Origin of the sequence: Halomonas nitroreducens, from assembly GCF_003966155.1 — a bacterium.
Taxonomy (GTDB): domain Bacteria; phylum Pseudomonadota; class Gammaproteobacteria; order Pseudomonadales; family Halomonadaceae; genus Halomonas; species Halomonas nitroreducens.
The window spans coordinates 336,849-351,753 of the sequence record NZ_RXNS01000001.1 but is presented as its reverse complement, the minus strand read 5'-3'; the positions used below and the strand labels follow the sequence as shown (position 1 = coordinate 351,753).

The window sequence follows — 14,905 nt, the reverse complement described above, 5'->3', positions numbered from 1 at the left end:
TGCGCCTCGTCCGTTGTCCCTCACCCCTCGAACCTGGCTGGGCCTGGCCTTTCCCCCTTCCGGGCTCTATCATCGAGGGCCACCGATTCCTGCAATCCCGAACCTCCAACACTAGTGAGATTCCATGGCGCAATACGTCTACACCATGAATCGGGTGGGCAAGGTCGTGCCCCCCAAGAAACAGATTCTCAAGGACATCTCGCTGTCCTTCTTCCCGGGTGCCAAGATCGGCGTGCTGGGCCTCAACGGCGCCGGCAAGTCGACCCTGCTACGGATCATGGCCGGGGTCGACACCGAGTTCGAGGGTGAGGCCCGCCCGATGCCCGACATCAATGTCGGCTACCTGCCCCAGGAACCCGAGCTCGACGACGCCAAGAACGTCCGCGAGACCGTGGAGGAAGCGCTGGGGCCGATCAAGGAGGCCCAGGAGAAGCTCGACGGCGTCTACGCCGCCTACGCCGAGCCGGACGCCGACTTCGACGCCCTGGCCGCCGAGCAGGCGCGCCTGGAGAACATCATCGAGGCTGCCGACGCCCACAACCTGGAGCGCAAGCTCGAGGTCGCCGCCGAGGCCCTGCGCCTGCCGCCCTGGGAGGCCCAGGTGGGCAACCTCTCCGGCGGCGAGCGCCGCCGCGTGGCGCTGTGCCGCCTGCTGCTCTCCAGCCCCGACATGCTGCTGCTGGACGAGCCTACCAACCACCTGGACGCCGAGTCCGTGGCCTGGCTGGAGCGCTTCCTGCACGACTATAGCGGTACCGTGGTGGCCATCACCCACGACCGTTACTTCCTTGACAACGTGGCCGGCTGGATCCTCGAGCTCGACCGCGGCGAGGGCATCCCCTTCGAGGGCAACTACTCCCAGTGGCTCGAGGCCAAGGAGAAGCGCCTGGAGCGGGAGGCCAAGCAGGAGGCCTCGCGCCAGAAGGCCATCAAGCACGAGCTGGAGTGGGTGCGCAGCAACGCCAAGGGCCGCCAGGCCAAGAGCAAGGCGCGCCTCAACCGCTTCGAGGAGATGCAGTCCGGCGACTTCCAGAAGCGCAACGAGACCAACGAGATCTACATCCCGCCCGGTCCGCGTCTCGGCGACAAGGTCATCGAGTTCCACGACGTGTCCAAGCGCTTCGACGACAAGCTGCTCTACGAGGATCTCACCTTCACCGTGCCGCCGGGCGCCATCGTCGGCATCGTCGGCGGCAACGGCGCCGGCAAGTCGACGCTGTTCAAGCTGATCAACGGCACCGAACAACCCGACACCGGCGAGGTGGTCAAGGGCGAGACCGTCGACATCGCCTATGTCGAGCAGCTCCGTGACGCCCTGGACGACAAGCAGACGGTCTGGGAAGCGGTCTCCGACGGCCAGGACATCCTCAACATCAATGGCTACGAGGTGTCGTCGCGGGCCTATGTGGGTCGCTTCAACTTCAAGGGCAACGACCAGCAGAAGCGCCTCTCGGATCTCTCCGGCGGCGAGCGGGGTCGCCTGCAGCTGGCCCAGACCCTCAAGCAGGGCGCCAACGTGCTGCTGCTCGACGAGCCGTCCAACGACCTGGATATCGAGACCCTGCGCGCCCTCGAGGAAGCCCTGCTGGCCTTCCCCGGCTGCGCCCTGGTGATCTCCCACGACCGCTGGTTCCTTGACCGCATCGCCACCCATATCCTCGCCTTCGAGGGCGAGTCCCACGTCGAGTTCTTCGAGGGCAACTACACGGAGTACGAGGCGGACCACAAGAAGCGGGTGGGCGACGACACCCCGCATCGCATGAAGTACAAGCGCATCGACGCCTGAGCCTCGCCGTCCTGCGCCCCCGCGCCCCCTGGCTCCCTTGCGGACCGGGGGGCGCTTGCGTTGGTGGTCCCCCTTGCCCCTGGCCGCGGCAGGGGCCATAACGTCAGCACGGCCCACCTGGAGCTCGCCCATGACCGCCTCGCGCTTCTGGCCCATCCGCGCGCTCAAGACCTTCCGCAAGAGCATCGCCTACCTGCCCACCCTGCTGGCCCTGTGCTACTGGGTGCTGGGCTGGCTGGCGCTGATGTCGCCGGTGGTCGACGAGCAGATGCCCGGCCTGCTGCTCGGCCTGCGCCTGGACGCCCCGGACGAGGCCACCACCCTGCTCGCCGCCCTGCTCGGCGGGATGATCTCGCTGGTGGTGTTCAGCTTCTCGATGGTGATGTCGGTGCTGTCCCAGGCCGGCGGCCAGTTCTCCCACAAGCTGGTGTTCGGGCTGGTCACCGAACGCCCCCGGCAGTGGGTGCTGGGCCACTACCTAGGGACCATCCTGTTCATCCTGATGCTGCTGATCGTGCCCGGCAGCCCCGACCAGGCGGCGTTATGGCGCTCCCTGGCGATCTACCTGGCCTGCGGTATGGTCATCCACAGCCTGGCGCTCTACGTGTTCTTCATCCACGACGCCTCCCAGTCGATCCAGGTCGATGCCGTGGCCTCCGAACTGCACCGCTCGACGCTCGCCTCCATGCGGGCCCTGCAGGCCCGCCAGCGAGGCGACCGCTGGCGCCATCAACCCTCCCGGTCGTCCGCCGGCGAGCGGCATGTCATCCATGCCCGACGCGCCGGCTACCTGCAGAACGCCGACCTCCCCGCCCTGGCCCGTCTGGCCCGCCGCCTCGACGGCGTGGTACACCTGAACTTCCGCTTCGGCGACTATGTGGTCCAGGACCTGCCGATCCTGCACATCGAGGCCGCCACGGCGCCCAGCGAGGAATGGTGCCGCTCGGCGCGGGCCACGCTGACCTACCTGGAAGGGGAATCGGTGGCCGAGCACTATGTCCATGGCCTGACCCAGCTGATGGAAATGGCGGTCAAGGCGCTGTCGCCGGGCATCCATGATCCCGGCACCGCGCGCCTGTGCGTGCACCGACTGACCGACCTGCTCGGCCACCACCTGCGCTGGCAGGCCTGCAACACCCTGCTCGACGGCGAAGGCCGGCCACGGGTGACCTGGCCGCTGGAAGGCTTCGACGCCCTGCTGCACCGGCTGTTCACCCCCATCCTGCACTATGGAGCCGACGACCAGAGCATCGGCCTGGCGCTGCTCAAGGCGGTGAAGAGCCTGTCATTGTTCGCCGACGATGCCGAGCGGGAGGCGCTGCAGGCCTTCGCCGAACGGGTGGTCGAGGTCTTGGCCCGCGGTGCCGGCCACCCGCTGGACCGGCAGTTCATCGAGGCGCGCCTGGCCGCGGGCGAGCACCGCCTGGACCTGCCGGCCCGCCTCCCCGCGGTGGCTCCGCACGCCCCGACGACAAGTTGACTGAGGATCCGCCTGCCGCCTCGCACCTGCTGGCCCTGGCCGGGGGCCTTCCCCCGGAGCAGGCGCGTCGCCCGTTCGCGACTCCACTCATCCCCAGTTCATGTGCCCATGGTGTGATGGCAGCTCCCACCCACCTGAACGAACACAAGCGGAGCCGCTCATGTCGGTATTCAACGCCTTGATGGCACTCATGACCCTGGGGCTGCTGATCTCCAGCGCTGCCGTCCTCATTCAGCTGCGGCGGGAAGCATCACGCCGCGAGGCCGCCCTGAGGGCCAGCGGGGCCATGGCCCAGGACAGCGAGCACCCCTGAACCGACCTGCCACAGCACACGCCTCGATCACCAGGGCACCCAAGGCCTTGGTGGCCCTCGAGCCGACGGGATACCACGCAGGCGGGCGGATGCTCGTCCGGCTCACCCACCCCATGGCGCCGAGAACCGTCGTCCACTTCCCCCACCTGATGTCTCGGCGACGCCCGGGGCTCACGATGACTGCCGGCCGCCCCACTGTTCCACGTCGAGCGTCGAGTTCGGGAGACGGCCCCGCTCGACGGAATCGGCACGCAAGGCTCGAGGTGGGTGACCCAACGGCCCTGGCAACCCGATGGGGCACGCCTCGATGTCGAGGCGTCAGTAGAGTTTCGGCTGACCCTGGGGACGCGTCTTGAAGCGCCGGTGCAGCCACAGGTACTGCTCGGGATGGCGGCGGATGGCGGCCTCGATCACGGCATTGATGCGCGTGGCGTCGGCCACCTCGTCGCCGGACGGGAAGTCCTCCAGGGGCGGCAGGTATTCCAGGGTGTAGGTGCGATCATCCGGGTTGCGGTGGAAGATCAGCGGCATGACCGGGGCACCGGTCATGCGGGCAATCTTGGCGGTGAGCTTGATGGTCGCGGCCTCGATGCCGAAGAAGGGGGCGAACACGCTGGCATCGCGGCCGAAGTCCTGGTCCGGCGAGTACCAGACGTTGTGCCCGGCCTTGAGCCGGCGCACCACGCCGCGCAGCTCATGGCGATCGATGGCCCGGCCGAAGATCCGGCTGCGCGCCCGGGTCATGAAGCGCTCGAACAGCGGGTTGTCATGAGGGCGGTAGACCGCGTCGGCAGGGAAGAACAGCGAATGCAGCGCGCCGCCCAGGTCCAGGGTGGAGAAGTGGATGCCGATGATCAGCACCCCCTTGCCCTGCCCCTGGGCCCGGGCCATGTGCTGCTGGCCCTGGAAGGTCACCCGGTGGCGCAGGTGCTCGGGATCGCGACACCAGCCGGTGGCCGTCTCGAGCAGGCCGATGCCGTTGGCGATGAAGCTCTCGCGGACCAGCGCAGCCTGCCGGTCGGCATCGAGTTCCGGAAAGCACAGCCGGATATTGGTCTCGGTGATATGCCGACGCCGCTTGGCGAACCGCCAGGCGGCCAGCCCGATCGCCTTGCCTACCCACAGCTTGAGGCGCCAGGGCAGCCAGGCGCCGAGGTGCATGGCGGCAATGGCCAGCCAGGTGGACCAGTAGCGGGGATGGGCGAAGTTGGGCTTGCTCATTGGGGGACAGCCCCCCCTTGATGACACCTGTCCATGGCAAGGCTCCTGATTGACTGGATCTCAATGGGGGTCTGTCCCCGACGGACCGCCATGATACCGTCTGGGTACCCGCGGCAGCACCCCGGTGAGCAGGGTATAGCTGATGGTCGCGCAGTGGCGGGCCAACTCGTCCACCGACAACACGCTGCCATCGCTTGAGCGTCCCCACAGCACCACCTCACTGCCGATATCGGTCCCGGGCAGGTCAGTGAGGTCCACGGTCAGCATGTCCATGGAGACCTTGCCGGCAAGCCCGGTGCGCCGGCCATCGACCAGCACTGGCGTGCCGTCCACGGCATGGCGGTCGTAGCCGTCGCCATAGCCGCAGGCCACCACGCCGATGCGCGAGGGCCGGGGCGTGCGCCAGCGCCCGCCGTAGCCCACCGGCTCTTCGGCGGGCAGCTCGCGCACGGCGATGATCTCGGAGCGCAGGGTCATCACCGGGGCCAGCCGGCGGCTGACCGCATTGGGGGTCTCCAGCGGGTCACTGCCGTAGAGCATGACCCCGGGGCGGTTCCAGGCACCGTGGCTCTCCGGTCGGGACAGGGTCGCCGGGGAATTGGCCAGGCAGGTGGGTGCCCCGAGATCGGCGGCGAGCGTCTCGAGCAACGCCGACTGGCGTCGGAAATAGTCGCTGTCCTCGGCGTCGGCGGTAGCGAAGTGGCTCATCAGGTGCAGGTCGCGAGCCTGCTCGGGCGCTGCGGCGAGCCGCGCCCAGACCGCGGCCAGTCGCTCGGGGGGAAAGCCCAGGCGGTGCATGCCGGAATCCACCTTGACCCAGACCGGGATCGGCCGGGCCGGGCGGTAGGCCAGCAGGGCGTCCACCTGCCAGTCGCTGTGCACGGCCATCCACAGCCCCTGGGCCTCGACCAGCGCCAGCTCCTCGGCGGCGAAGATGCCTTCCAGGAGCACGATCGGCGCCTTGATTCCGCCCTCGCGCAGCGCCAGCGCCTCCTCGAGGCAGGCCACGGCGAAGGCCGGCGCCAGCCCCTCCAGGGCCCGGGCGCAGCGCACCAGGCCATGGCCGTAGGCATCGGCCTTGAGCACTGCCACCGCCTGGCTGCGGGGCGCCAGATCACGGGCCAGGCGATAGTTGTGGCGCAGGGCGTCGAGGTCGATATCGGCACGCAGGGGACGGGCCATGGGGGCACTCCGGGAAGGTTCGTCTGGGAAGTTAGGCCGACTATTATTTTCCAGATTTGTCGCCATTTCATGGCAATATGAGCCAAATTTTCGACTCAGAATAGCAACAAAAACCAGGAAAAAGATCGACAATAGAAAAAGCAACGATGCATATACAAGAAAGCCAGGACGCGGTCCTGGCTTTCCCTGATCGATGGGGAGATGCCCCGCTACTCGAAGATGGCGTCCAGGTCCAGTCCCTGCTTGTCGAGCATGCGCCGCAGCTTCTTCAGCGCCTCGACCTGGATCTGGCGAACCCGCTCACGGGTCAGGCCGATCTCTTCGCCCACCTGTTCCAGCGTCGAGGCCTCATGACCGCGCAGGCCGAAGCGGCGCACCACCACCTCGCGCTGCTTGTCGGTAAGCTCGGCCAGCCAGTCATCGACATGCTGCTTGACGTCACCGTCCACCAGGGTCGACTCCGGCCCCAGGTCGTTGTCGTCGGTCAGGGTCTCGATCAGCGGCTTGTCGCTTTCGCTGCCCACCGGGTAGTCCACGGAGGACACCCGCTCGTTGAGGCCCATCATCTTCTTGACGGTCTCCACCGGCTTGTCGAGGTAGTCGGCGATCTCCTCGGCCGTGGCCTCGTGATCGAGCTTCTGGGTCAGCTCCCGGGCCGCCCGCAGGTAGATGTTGAGCTCCTTGACCACGTGGATGGGCAGGCGGATGGTGCGGGTCTGGTTCATCAGCGCCCGCTCGATGGTCTGGCGGATCCACCAGGTTGCGTAGGTCGAGAAGCGGAAGCCGCGCTCGGGATCGAACTTCTCCACGGCACGGATCAGGCCGAGGTTGCCCTCCTCGATCAGGTCGAGCAGGGTCAGGCCGCGATTGAGGTAGCGTCGCGCGATCTTGACCACCAGGCGCAGGTTCGACTCGATCATGCGCGATCGCCCGGCGGGGTCCCCCTTGCGGGCCAGGCGCCCGAAGTGAACCTCCTCTTCCGGCGTCAGCAGCGGCGAGAAGCCGATCTCGTTGAGGTAGATCTGAGTGGCGTCCAGGCTGTGATGGTAGTGCCGATCTTCCTTGCTCAGCGCCTTCTCGAAGGCCTCGTCGCTGTCGTCGGCCGCGCCCGCCTCCAGCTCGACCTCCTCGGTGGCCTCCTCCGGCTCGGCGGCCGTGTCCAGATCCACGTCCTGAAGGTCCCGTTCAAGCATGCTCATCGATTGCTACCCCACGTTTGCGACGGGGCATCGGTCATGCCCCCAACGATCGATGTTAAGATTTGTAATTGTATGCCGCTCTCGAGCTACGACGTGAAATTCCACGCCACGCCTATTCAACGCTTCGGCAGGAACTCCAGCGGGTCCTGCGGCTGACCGTCCTTGCGCACCTCGAAATGCAACCTGACATCCTCGGCGTCGCTGTCCCCCATGGTGGCGATCACTTCGCCGGCCTCGACCACGTCGTTCTCCTTCACCCGCAGGCTGTCATTGTGGGCATAGGCGCTCAGGAGCTGGTCGTTGTGCTTGAGCAGGATCAGGTTGCCGTAGCCCCTGACGCCGTTGCCGGCGTAGACCACGATGCCGGGGCCGGCTGCCTTGACAGGTTGCCCCTTTTGACCGTCGATATCAATGCCGGCGGTGACACTGCCGCCCTCGCCGAAGGTGCCGATGACCTCGCCCTGGGCGGGCCACTGCCAGGGCACCTCGTCCACCGGCGTGTAACGGCGAGGCTCGCTGGCCGGGGCTTCCGGCTCGCCGGCCACGCTGGCGCCCGCATCGGGCTCGTCGGCGGGTGCCGCGTCCTGCGAGGCCGCCGTCTCCGCCGGCTGTGCGTCGTCGTCGCTGGCCGTCTCGTTCGCCGCCGCGGCCTCCCGGGCGCGGCGCTCGGCCTGGTCGGCCTCGCTCAGGGTGCCGTCGGCGCCGGGGCTCTCATGGTCATAGACCGGCCCGGGCCCGTCGCTCCCCGCGGCATCGCCGCCGGCCTCACCCGACGCCTGCGCGCTGGCCTTACCGCTCGTCTCGGCCTGGCCGCCGGCCTCGGCCGATGCCTCGTCGTCGGGGGCATCGGGCAGCAGCCAGTCCAGGGACTCGTCGTCTCCCTCGCTGGCGCCGAGTCCGGTGGCGACGGCGCCAGTGCCGGCGCTCCCGGCCGAGCCGCTGGCTTCGCCCTCGGGGCGGCCCTCGCCGCCCAGCACCAGGGTCTGGCCGGGCTGCAGCCGGTAGGGCGGACCGATCTGGTTCAGCCGGGCCAGGTCGCGATAGTCCATGTCGTGGCGCCAGGCGATGCCGTAGAGGGTGTCACCGGCCTCGACGGTGTATTCCGCGGGGGTGGATGTCGCCCGCTCGGTGGACAGCTCCTGGACCCGGACCGGTTGCGCCTGCTGCTGGGACGCGGCGCAGCCGGCCAGCGTCAGGGCCAGCCCGGAAATCAGCAATACCTTATGCATCGGAACCTTTCTCCTTGTCCTTGAGTGCGCCAGGGCGCGCCGGGGCGCTGGCGTCGCGATTGGCTCGACCGACCAGCCACACCAGGGCGGCACCGGTCAGCATCAGGGCCACCACGCCCGTCAGCTGGGCGGGTTCGCCGGTCACCGCGCTGAAGTCGCCCGGGGTCAGGTAACGGTAATCGAGGGGGACCATCTGACCGCCCGGGGCGAGCTGGTAGCGCACCAGCTCCCGCCAGGGCCAGAGCATCGGCAGCGAACCGAGGATGAACCCCAGCAACAGCTGCAGGGTGGCGGTGTGAAAATGATCCAGCAACCAGGCCAGCACCCGCGAGAAGACGAACAGGCCGATCAGGCAGCCGCCGCCGAAGGTGGCGATCAGTGCCAGGTCGAAGCCGCGGATGGCCTCCATGACGGTGCCATAGAGCCCCATGCTCAGCAGCAGGAAACTGCCGGAGACCCCCGGCAGCAGCAGCGCACTGATGGCGATGGCCCCGCCCACCATCAGTACCAGGTCGGGGCTGCCGATCCGCGCCACCAGCGGCATCAGCGACGGCAGGCCGTAGGCCAGCAGCAGGCCGGCCACCAGGGGCGCCACGTGCCACCAGCGCCAGTCGCCGGGATGGCGGCCGACGACCAGTGCCGAGGCGGCCACCAGGCCGAAGAAGAAGCCATCGAGCAGCCGCGGCTGGGCCTCCATCAGCCACACCACCAGGTGAGCGACGCTGACCAGGCTGGCGGCGATGCCGGCCAGCAGTGGCAGCAGAAATGCCAGATTGAGGTGGCTCGCCAGCCCCGCCGTCCCCCCGCGCCGCCAGGCGCCCAGGGCGCTCGGTCCGAACTGCTTGATGGTGTGGATCAGCTCCTCGTAGATGCCGGTGATGAAGGCGATGGTGCCCCCGGAGACGCCCGGTACCGCATCGGCGGCGCCCATGCCGGCCCCCTTGAGCACGAGTCCAAGATGACGCTTCAACGAATGACTCCTTCCAGCAGCGGCACGAAGCGCACCGGCTCCAGCCGCTGTTTCTCGAATTGATCCCCGCGGCGCCGCACCCGCATCAGCCACTGGCAGCCGTCCTTGCCCGCCACGGGGGCGATGATCACGCCGCCGTCGGCCAGCTGGGCGAGCAGCGGCATCGGCAGCTCGCTGGCACAGGCGGTGAGCAGGATGACCGCGAAGGGGGCCGCCTCGGGCCAGCCGTGGCCGCCGTCGGCCAGCCGCAGGCGGGCATTGTGCACCCCGAGCAGCCGCAGCCGTTCCCCGGCACGACGATGCAGGGCATTGATCCGCTCCACCGACCAGAGTTCCGTGACCAGCCGCGACAGCACCAGGGTCTGGTAGCCCGAGCCGGTGCCGATCTCCAGCACCCGGCCGGGCGTCTCCTGGATCACCAGCTCCGTCATGCGGGCCACGATCCACGGCTGGGACAGGGTCTGGCCATGCCCGATGGGCAGCGAGGTGTCCTCGTAGGCCCGGTGGGACAGGGCCTCGTCGAGGAAGAGGTGGCGAGGCTCGCCGGCCATCACCTGCAGCACGCGCCGGTCGCCGATGCCCTGGCGGGCCAGGCGCTCGGCCATCCGATCGCGGGTTCGCTGGGATGTCATGCCGACACCCCGGAGATCAGGTGAGCGCATCCAGCCAATCCTGCACGTCGTCACGAGCCGCATGCCGGGTCAGGTCGGTCTGCAGCGGGGTGATGGACACGAAGCCGGCCTCCACGGCGGCGAAGTCGGTATCGGGGCCATCGTCGGCGTTCTCGCCCACCGGCGCGATCCAGTAACGCTTGCGCCCCCGCGGGTCCTTCACCTCCAGCGGCTGGGCCGCCGGCCCCCGGTAGCCGAGGCGGGTCACCCGGAAGCCGCGCAGCTCCGACCAGGGCAGGTCCGGCACGTTGACGTTGAGCAGGCTACGCGGCGGCAGCGACAGCTGGTCGGCGGCGCCGACCAGGCTCGCCGCCACGCGCCCGGCGGTGTCGAAGTGGCGGTTGCCCACCAGCGACATGGCGATGGCGGTCATGCCCAGGTTGCGCCCCTCCATGGCCGCGGCCACGGTGCCGGAATAGAGCACGTCGTCGCCCAGGTTGCCGCCGTGGTTGATCCCCGAGATCACCAGGTCGGGGCGCTCCTCCCAGACACCGTTGACCCCCAGGTAGACGCAGTCCGCCGGGGTACCGTCGACGCTGTAGAAGCCGTTCTCCAGGGCGCTCAGGGCCAGCGGCCGAGTCAGGGTCAGCGAATTGCTGGCCCCGCTCTTGTCGCGGTCCGGGGCCACCACACGCAGCCGGGCATGGGGAGCGAGGGCATCATGCAGGGCTCGCAGGCCCGGAGCATGAACCCCGTCGTCATTGGACAGCAGCAGTCGACGCATCTGCGGCTCCTTGCTCTGGCCCCCGCGGGGGCGATTGAAAACTCAGGGTCGGGTGGGCGACCAGCTCGCGCAGCACCGCCGTGGCGAAGGCGCCCCGCGGCAGGGTGAAGGACAGCCAGGCCTCGCCCTCGCCCGGCTCGAATCGCGGGGCCTCCAGGCGCAGGCGCAGCGCCCGGCGTGCCAGGCGCACGCCGGCCCGCTCGAGCCCCGCGCAGAGCGCGGGGCAGGCCTCGGCCAGGGCCTGCTCGCGGGCCAGCGCCTCGTCCCGGGCCACCGAGCGGCCCTGGCCCCAGAGCACGCCGCTGGGATGGAGGTCGAGCCGCTCGGCGCGCTCGCGAAGGCTCGCGTCGAGGGTCTCGACGACGAACTGGCTGCTCGAGCCGTCGAGGATCACCGCCTCCCCCGGCAGGGGAGTCGCCCAGCTGCCGTCGACGATGCGCCCGGCGAGCAGGGTGTTGAACAGGTAGCTGCGCGCCGCCGAAAGCAGCATGCCGTCGCGGTCGTCGCGCTTGCGCCAGCCCCGCGCCAGCACGCTCAGCGCCCGCTGCAGGTTGCGCCCCTCGGGGCCGAAGCGCTGGGGACCGAAGTAGTTGGGCACGCCATGGCGGCACAGCCACTCCCAGCGCGCGGCCAGGGCCGGGTCGGCCAGGGCCTCGCCGGTGAGGCGCAGGCGAAAGCGGTTGGCACGGTGCACGCCGCGCTTGAGCTTGCGCGGGTGCCGGGTGACCTCGAGCAGCTCGAGGGGCATTTCCGAGAGCCGCTCCGCCAGGTCGTGAGGTGCCTCGCGGCCGGGCAGGTGCACCGAGAACCACTGGCGAGTCACCGCCACGCGGTCCTTCATCCCCGCATAGCCGACCTGCCGCGGCGCGACCTCGCAGGCCCGGGCTAGCTGCTTGGCGACCATGGCGGTGGTCAGATCACGTTTCTCCACCCATAGCCAGAGGTGCTCGCCCTGCCCCTCGGGGGCGAAGCCGAGGCATTCCTCCACCCGGAAATCCTCCGGACAGGCACGATAGGCGGCGGGGCGCGGCGCCCCGAAGCGGGCGTCGAGCACCCGGGGCCAGTGCGGCGGCCAGTGGATCGCCTCAGCCATGGGCCGTCTCCCGGGCGACCAGCAGCACCACCGCCTCGGCGGCGATGCCCTCGCCGCGGCCGGTGAAGCCCAGCCGTTCGGTGGTGGTGGCCTTGACGTTGACCGCGCCGTTGGCCACGCCCAGGTCCGCGACGAGATTCGCCGTCATGGCCGCGACATGGGGGGCCAGCTTCGGCGCCTGGGCAATCACCGTGGCATCGAGGTTGCCGACGCGGTAGCCGGCATCCTGCACCAGTCCGATCACCCGGCGCAGCAGGGCGCGACTGTCGGCGCCGGCCCAGGCCGGGTCGGTATCCGGGAAGTGGCGCCCGATGTCGCCCAGGGCGCAGGCCCCGAGCAGGGCATCGCAGATCGCGTGCAGCAGCACATCGCCGTCGGAGTGGGCGATGAAGCCATGCGTGAAGGGGATGGCGACCCCCCCGATCATCAGCTGGTCGCCCTCGCCGAAGCGGTGCACATCGAAGCCGTGGCCGATTCGCATCATGCGGTGTTTCCCCTGTCAGCGTGGTTCTGGGTCAATGGAAGTGGCATCGGCCTGGGCGGCGAGGATCAGCTCGGCCAGGGGCAGGTCCTCGGGATGGGTGATCTTGAGGTTGTCGCGGCGCGCGCTGACCAGACGCGGTGCCATGCCCAGGGCCTCCACCGCCGAGGCCTCGTCGGTCACGGCAACCCCGCACTGGGCTGCCTCGGCCAGGGCCCGCCGCAGCAGGCCATAGGCGAAGCCCTGGGGCGTCAGGGCATGCCAGAGGCCCGCGCGGGACTCGGTGCCGCGCACCCGGCCGGCCCCGTCGTCGCGTTTCATGGTGTCGGCCACCGGGGCCGCCAACAACGCTCCCACCGCGTCCTCGACCACCGCCGCGTGGAGCCGGCGCAGGTCGTCGACGGTCACGCAGGGGCGCGCCACGTCGTGCACCAGCACCGGCTCCCCGTCGGCGGCGTGCCCGGCGATGGCCTCCAGGGCATTGGCCACCGAGTCGACCCGTTCGGCGCCCCCGGCAACCCGCCGCCAATCGGCGAAGGGCACCCAGGCCGGATCGAAGCGGCTGTCCTCGGGATCCAGGCACAGGCATAGCCGAGCTCGGGGAAAGGCCAGGTGGAGGCGCTCCAGGGTCCGGGCCAGCACCGGCGCGCCGCCCAGGGACAGGTACTGCTTGGGGCGATCCGCCCCCATGCGCCGCCCCTGCCCCGCCGCGGGCACCACCAGCCAAGGCATCTCGCTCAAGGCGCCTGCCCTCCCCGGGCATCGCTCCCGGCATCGGGGACCCAGAAGAACTGCTCGTCGCGGCGCACCATGCCGACGTCGCTGCGCGCCCGCTCCTCGATGGCGTCCAGCCCGGTCTTGAGGTCGACCACCTCGGCGGCGAGCCGCGCGTTGCGCGCCCGCAGCGGAGCGTTCTCGGCCTCCAGGGTGGTGACCCGCTGGCGCACCTCGGCCAGCTCGCGCAAGCCGCTTTCGCCGAGCCACAGGCGATACTGCAGCAACGCCAGCAAGGCGATGAGCACGATGGCCAACCATTTGAGCATGCGGCGGTTCCGTCACCAGATCGTCGATGACGGCTAGTATGCCATCTTCCCCCGCCGGCCTCATCCACGAAACCGTCGCGAGCGCCGTCATCGCTCGCGGCGATGCCCCCTGCGGGGCCCGGCTCAGGACATGGCCCGCAACGGCAGGGCCGCCTGGGTGGCCGCCACATAGGCCTCGACGTGGTCGCGCTCCTCGGCGCAGAAGCGCGCCACCCCGGCCCGCAGGCGGGGATCGGCGATATGGTGAAGGGATGTCAGCCGGCACGGGGCAAAGCCCCGGGCCAGCTTGTGCTCGCCCTGGGTACCGGGGTCGAAGCGGCTCAGGCCACGGGCCAGGCAATGCTCGATGCCCTGATAGTAGCAGGCCTCGAAGTGCAGGCCGTCGGCCAGGACTTCGCTGCCCCAGTAGCGGCCATAGAGGGTCCGGCGCCCCTGCAGGCACAGGGCCGCGGCCACCGGCTTGCCGTCGAGGCGGGCCTGGACCAGCAGCAGTGCCTCGGGCAGGGTGCGGCGCAGTCGAGCGAAGAAGTCCGCGTTGAGGTAGCCGGGCCGGCCACGCTCCAGGTAGGTGAGCTGGTAGCAGCGGAAGAAGTGCGCCAGGTCGGCGTCGCCGATCGCCTCGCCCTCCAGGCGATGCAGGGTCAGCCCCTGCTCGGCGACCCGGCGGCGCTCGCGACGGATGGCCTTGCGCCGTTTCGAGGTCAGGGCGCCGAGAAAGCCCGCGAAGTCACCGTAGCCGCGGTCATGCCACTGGAACTGCACGCCGTGGCGCGGGATCAGCTCGGGGCAGGCCGCCCGCCAGGCGGCCACCTCGGCCGGCTCGGCGAACAGCAGGTGCCAGCTCGACAGCTCGCCCGCCTCCCAGGCCTCGGCCAGGCGCCGGCGGGCCGCCAGCGGATCGACGTCCGCGGCCAGCGCCAGGCGCGGCCCCGGGGCGGGCGTGAAGGGGATCGCGCTGAGCCCCTTGGGGTAGTAACGTCCGCCGGCCTGCTCCCAGGCCTCGGCCCAGGCCCAGTCGAAGACGTATTCGCCGAAGGAGTGCTGCTTGTGGTAGTGCGGCAACAGCCCCACCAGGGTCTCGCCCCGCCACAGGGTCAGGTGGCGCGGCGTCCAGCCGGTGGCCGGGCTCACCGCCCCGCTGGCCTCCAGGGCGTGCAGGAACTCATGGCGCAGGAAGGGGTGATCGTCACCCACCAGGGCGTTCCAGGATGCGGCGGCCACCGCCTCGATGGCGGGCAGCTCGGTGAGACGCAATCGGCTCATGGGGGCTCCCGGCTGGGCCGGCTGACAAGACGCCGGCAGAACACCTACATTGTGCCTAGGGCCGGTTGACGTTTCATCACGAACCGCGTTGCGGCGCCAAGGGCGTCAGGCAAGGCGCGAAACGCCGGCAATGGTGGTGCCCGTACCCAGTTTCGCAACGCTGCATGGCGTTCTTTGGCGCGCAACCCGAAGGGGCAGGGTCCATTGGGCACAGCACTGCGTTGTTCGTTGCTCATTGGGAACGACCCAA

The 14,905-nt window shown here is 69.7% G+C and carries 15 protein-coding genes; 3 read left to right on the top strand and 12 right to left on the bottom strand.

The window, feature by feature from the left end; all coding sequences use genetic code 11:
• Nucleotides 1-124: 124 nt before the first annotated feature.
• The 3 genes from ettA (at nt 125) to EKG36_RS20420 (ending at nt 3,579) form a co-directional block, all read left to right on the top strand.
• Nucleotides 125-1,786, top strand: coding sequence for an energy-dependent translational throttle protein EttA (gene ettA / locus EKG36_RS01510; protein WP_126480276.1), 1,662 nt, complete (start codon nt 125-127; stop codon nt 1,784-1,786).
• Nucleotides 1,787-1,916: 130 nt separating this feature from the next.
• Nucleotides 1,917-3,266, top strand: coding sequence for a DUF2254 domain-containing protein (locus EKG36_RS01505; protein WP_126480274.1), 1,350 nt, complete (start codon nt 1,917-1,919; stop codon nt 3,264-3,266).
• Nucleotides 3,267-3,426: 160 nt separating this feature from the next.
• Complete coding sequence (locus EKG36_RS20420; protein WP_185827447.1) at nt 3,427-3,579, top strand: hypothetical protein; 153 nt, start codon at nt 3,427-3,429, stop codon at nt 3,577-3,579.
• A 318-nt stretch (nt 3,580-3,897) separates the two neighbouring features.
• Here the strand turns inward: EKG36_RS20420 and lpxL are convergent, their stop codons facing one another.
• From lpxL to EKG36_RS01445, 12 genes are all read right to left on the bottom strand, one after another.
• Nucleotides 3,898-4,800 carry an LpxL/LpxP family Kdo(2)-lipid IV(A) lauroyl/palmitoleoyl acyltransferase gene (gene lpxL / locus EKG36_RS01500; protein WP_126480272.1) on the bottom strand — a complete coding sequence of 301 codons (903 nt, stop codon included), beginning with the start codon at nt 4,798-4,800 and terminating at the stop codon, nt 3,898-3,900.
• Nucleotides 4,801-4,860: 60 nt separating this feature from the next.
• Complete coding sequence (alr, locus tag EKG36_RS01495) at nt 4,861-5,982, bottom strand: alanine racemase (RefSeq protein WP_126480270.1); 1,122 nt, start codon at nt 5,980-5,982, stop codon at nt 4,861-4,863.
• Between the two features lie 209 nt (nt 5,983-6,191).
• Nucleotides 6,192-7,181: an RNA polymerase sigma factor RpoS gene (rpoS, locus tag EKG36_RS01490; protein ID WP_126480268.1), complete on the bottom strand. Its 990-nt coding sequence runs from the start codon at nt 7,179-7,181 to the stop codon at nt 6,192-6,194.
• 116 nt (nt 7,182-7,297) lie between these two features.
• The gene (locus EKG36_RS01485) at nt 7,298-8,410 is read right to left on the bottom strand and encodes a peptidoglycan DD-metalloendopeptidase family protein (RefSeq protein ID WP_126480266.1); all 1,113 of its coding nucleotides are present in this window, start codon (nt 8,408-8,410) and stop codon (nt 7,298-7,300) included.
• Nucleotides 8,403-9,380, bottom strand: a complete 978-nt coding sequence (locus EKG36_RS01480) for a DUF368 domain-containing protein (RefSeq protein WP_126480264.1) — start codon at nt 9,378-9,380, stop codon at nt 8,403-8,405. The genes EKG36_RS01485 and EKG36_RS01480 overlap by 8 nt, the downstream gene beginning before the upstream one ends.
• Nucleotides 9,377-10,042 carry a protein-L-isoaspartate(D-aspartate) O-methyltransferase gene (locus EKG36_RS01475; RefSeq protein WP_126480262.1) on the bottom strand — a complete coding sequence of 222 codons (666 nt, stop codon included), beginning with the start codon at nt 10,040-10,042 and terminating at the stop codon, nt 9,377-9,379. Before EKG36_RS01475 ends, EKG36_RS01480 begins: the two co-directional genes overlap by 4 nt.
• A complete protein-coding gene (gene surE, locus EKG36_RS01470) occupies nt 10,029-10,775 on the bottom strand; it encodes a 5'/3'-nucleotidase SurE (RefSeq protein WP_126480260.1) in 747 nt (248 codons plus the stop codon). The genes EKG36_RS01475 and surE overlap by 14 nt, the downstream gene beginning before the upstream one ends.
• Entirely contained in the window at nt 10,750-11,868 is a 1,119-nt protein-coding gene (truD, locus tag EKG36_RS01465) for a tRNA pseudouridine(13) synthase TruD (RefSeq protein ID WP_126480258.1), read from the bottom strand. Before truD ends, surE begins: the two co-directional genes overlap by 26 nt.
• On the bottom strand, nt 11,861-12,349 hold the full coding sequence (ispF, locus tag EKG36_RS01460; RefSeq protein ID WP_126480466.1) for a 2-C-methyl-D-erythritol 2,4-cyclodiphosphate synthase: 489 nt from the start codon (nt 12,347-12,349) through the stop codon (nt 11,861-11,863). The genes truD and ispF overlap by 8 nt, the downstream gene beginning before the upstream one ends.
• 18 nt (nt 12,350-12,367) lie before the next feature.
• A complete protein-coding gene (gene ispD, locus EKG36_RS01455; RefSeq protein ID WP_126480468.1) occupies nt 12,368-13,081 on the bottom strand; it encodes a 2-C-methyl-D-erythritol 4-phosphate cytidylyltransferase in 714 nt (237 codons plus the stop codon).
• 5 nt (nt 13,082-13,086) lie between these two features.
• A complete protein-coding gene (gene ftsB / locus EKG36_RS01450) occupies nt 13,087-13,392 on the bottom strand; it encodes a cell division protein FtsB (protein WP_126480256.1) in 306 nt (101 codons plus the stop codon).
• A gap of 123 nt (nt 13,393-13,515) precedes the next feature.
• A complete protein-coding gene (locus tag EKG36_RS01445) occupies nt 13,516-14,655 on the bottom strand; it encodes a GNAT family N-acetyltransferase (RefSeq protein ID WP_126480254.1) in 1,140 nt (379 codons plus the stop codon).
• Nucleotides 14,656-14,905: the final 250 nt, after the last annotated feature.

Coding starts and splice junctions, on each gene's coding strand:
- ettA (WP_126480276.1), top strand. CDS start 125: ATGGCGCAATACGTCTACACCATGAATCGGGTGGGCAAGGTCGTGCCC.
- EKG36_RS01505 (WP_126480274.1), top strand. CDS start 1,917: ATGACCGCCTCGCGCTTCTGGCCCATCCGCGCGCTCAAGACCTTCCGC.
- EKG36_RS20420 (WP_185827447.1), top strand. CDS start 3,427: ATGTCGGTATTCAACGCCTTGATGGCACTCATGACCCTGGGGCTGCTG.
- lpxL (WP_126480272.1), bottom strand. CDS start 4,800: ATGAGCAAGCCCAACTTCGCCCATCCCCGCTACTGGTCCACCTGGCTG.
- alr (WP_126480270.1), bottom strand. CDS start 5,982: ATGGCCCGTCCCCTGCGTGCCGATATCGACCTCGACGCCCTGCGCCAC.
- rpoS (WP_126480268.1), bottom strand. CDS start 7,181: ATGAGCATGCTTGAACGGGACCTTCAGGACGTGGATCTGGACACGGCC.
- EKG36_RS01485 (WP_126480266.1), bottom strand. CDS start 8,410: ATGCATAAGGTATTGCTGATTTCCGGGCTGGCCCTGACGCTGGCCGGC.
- EKG36_RS01475 (WP_126480262.1), bottom strand. CDS start 10,042: ATGCGCTCACCTGATCTCCGGGGTGTCGGCATGACATCCCAGCGAACC.
- surE (WP_126480260.1), bottom strand. CDS start 10,775: ATGCGTCGACTGCTGCTGTCCAATGACGACGGGGTTCATGCTCCGGGC.
- truD (WP_126480258.1), bottom strand. CDS start 11,868: ATGGCTGAGGCGATCCACTGGCCGCCGCACTGGCCCCGGGTGCTCGAC.
- ispF (WP_126480466.1), bottom strand. CDS start 12,349: ATGCGAATCGGCCACGGCTTCGATGTGCACCGCTTCGGCGAGGGCGAC.
- ispD (WP_126480468.1), bottom strand. CDS start 13,081: ATGCCTTGGCTGGTGGTGCCCGCGGCGGGGCAGGGGCGGCGCATGGGG.
- ftsB (WP_126480256.1), bottom strand. CDS start 13,392: ATGCTCAAATGGTTGGCCATCGTGCTCATCGCCTTGCTGGCGTTGCTG.
- EKG36_RS01445 (WP_126480254.1), bottom strand. CDS start 14,655: ATGAGCCGATTGCGTCTCACCGAGCTGCCCGCCATCGAGGCGGTGGCC.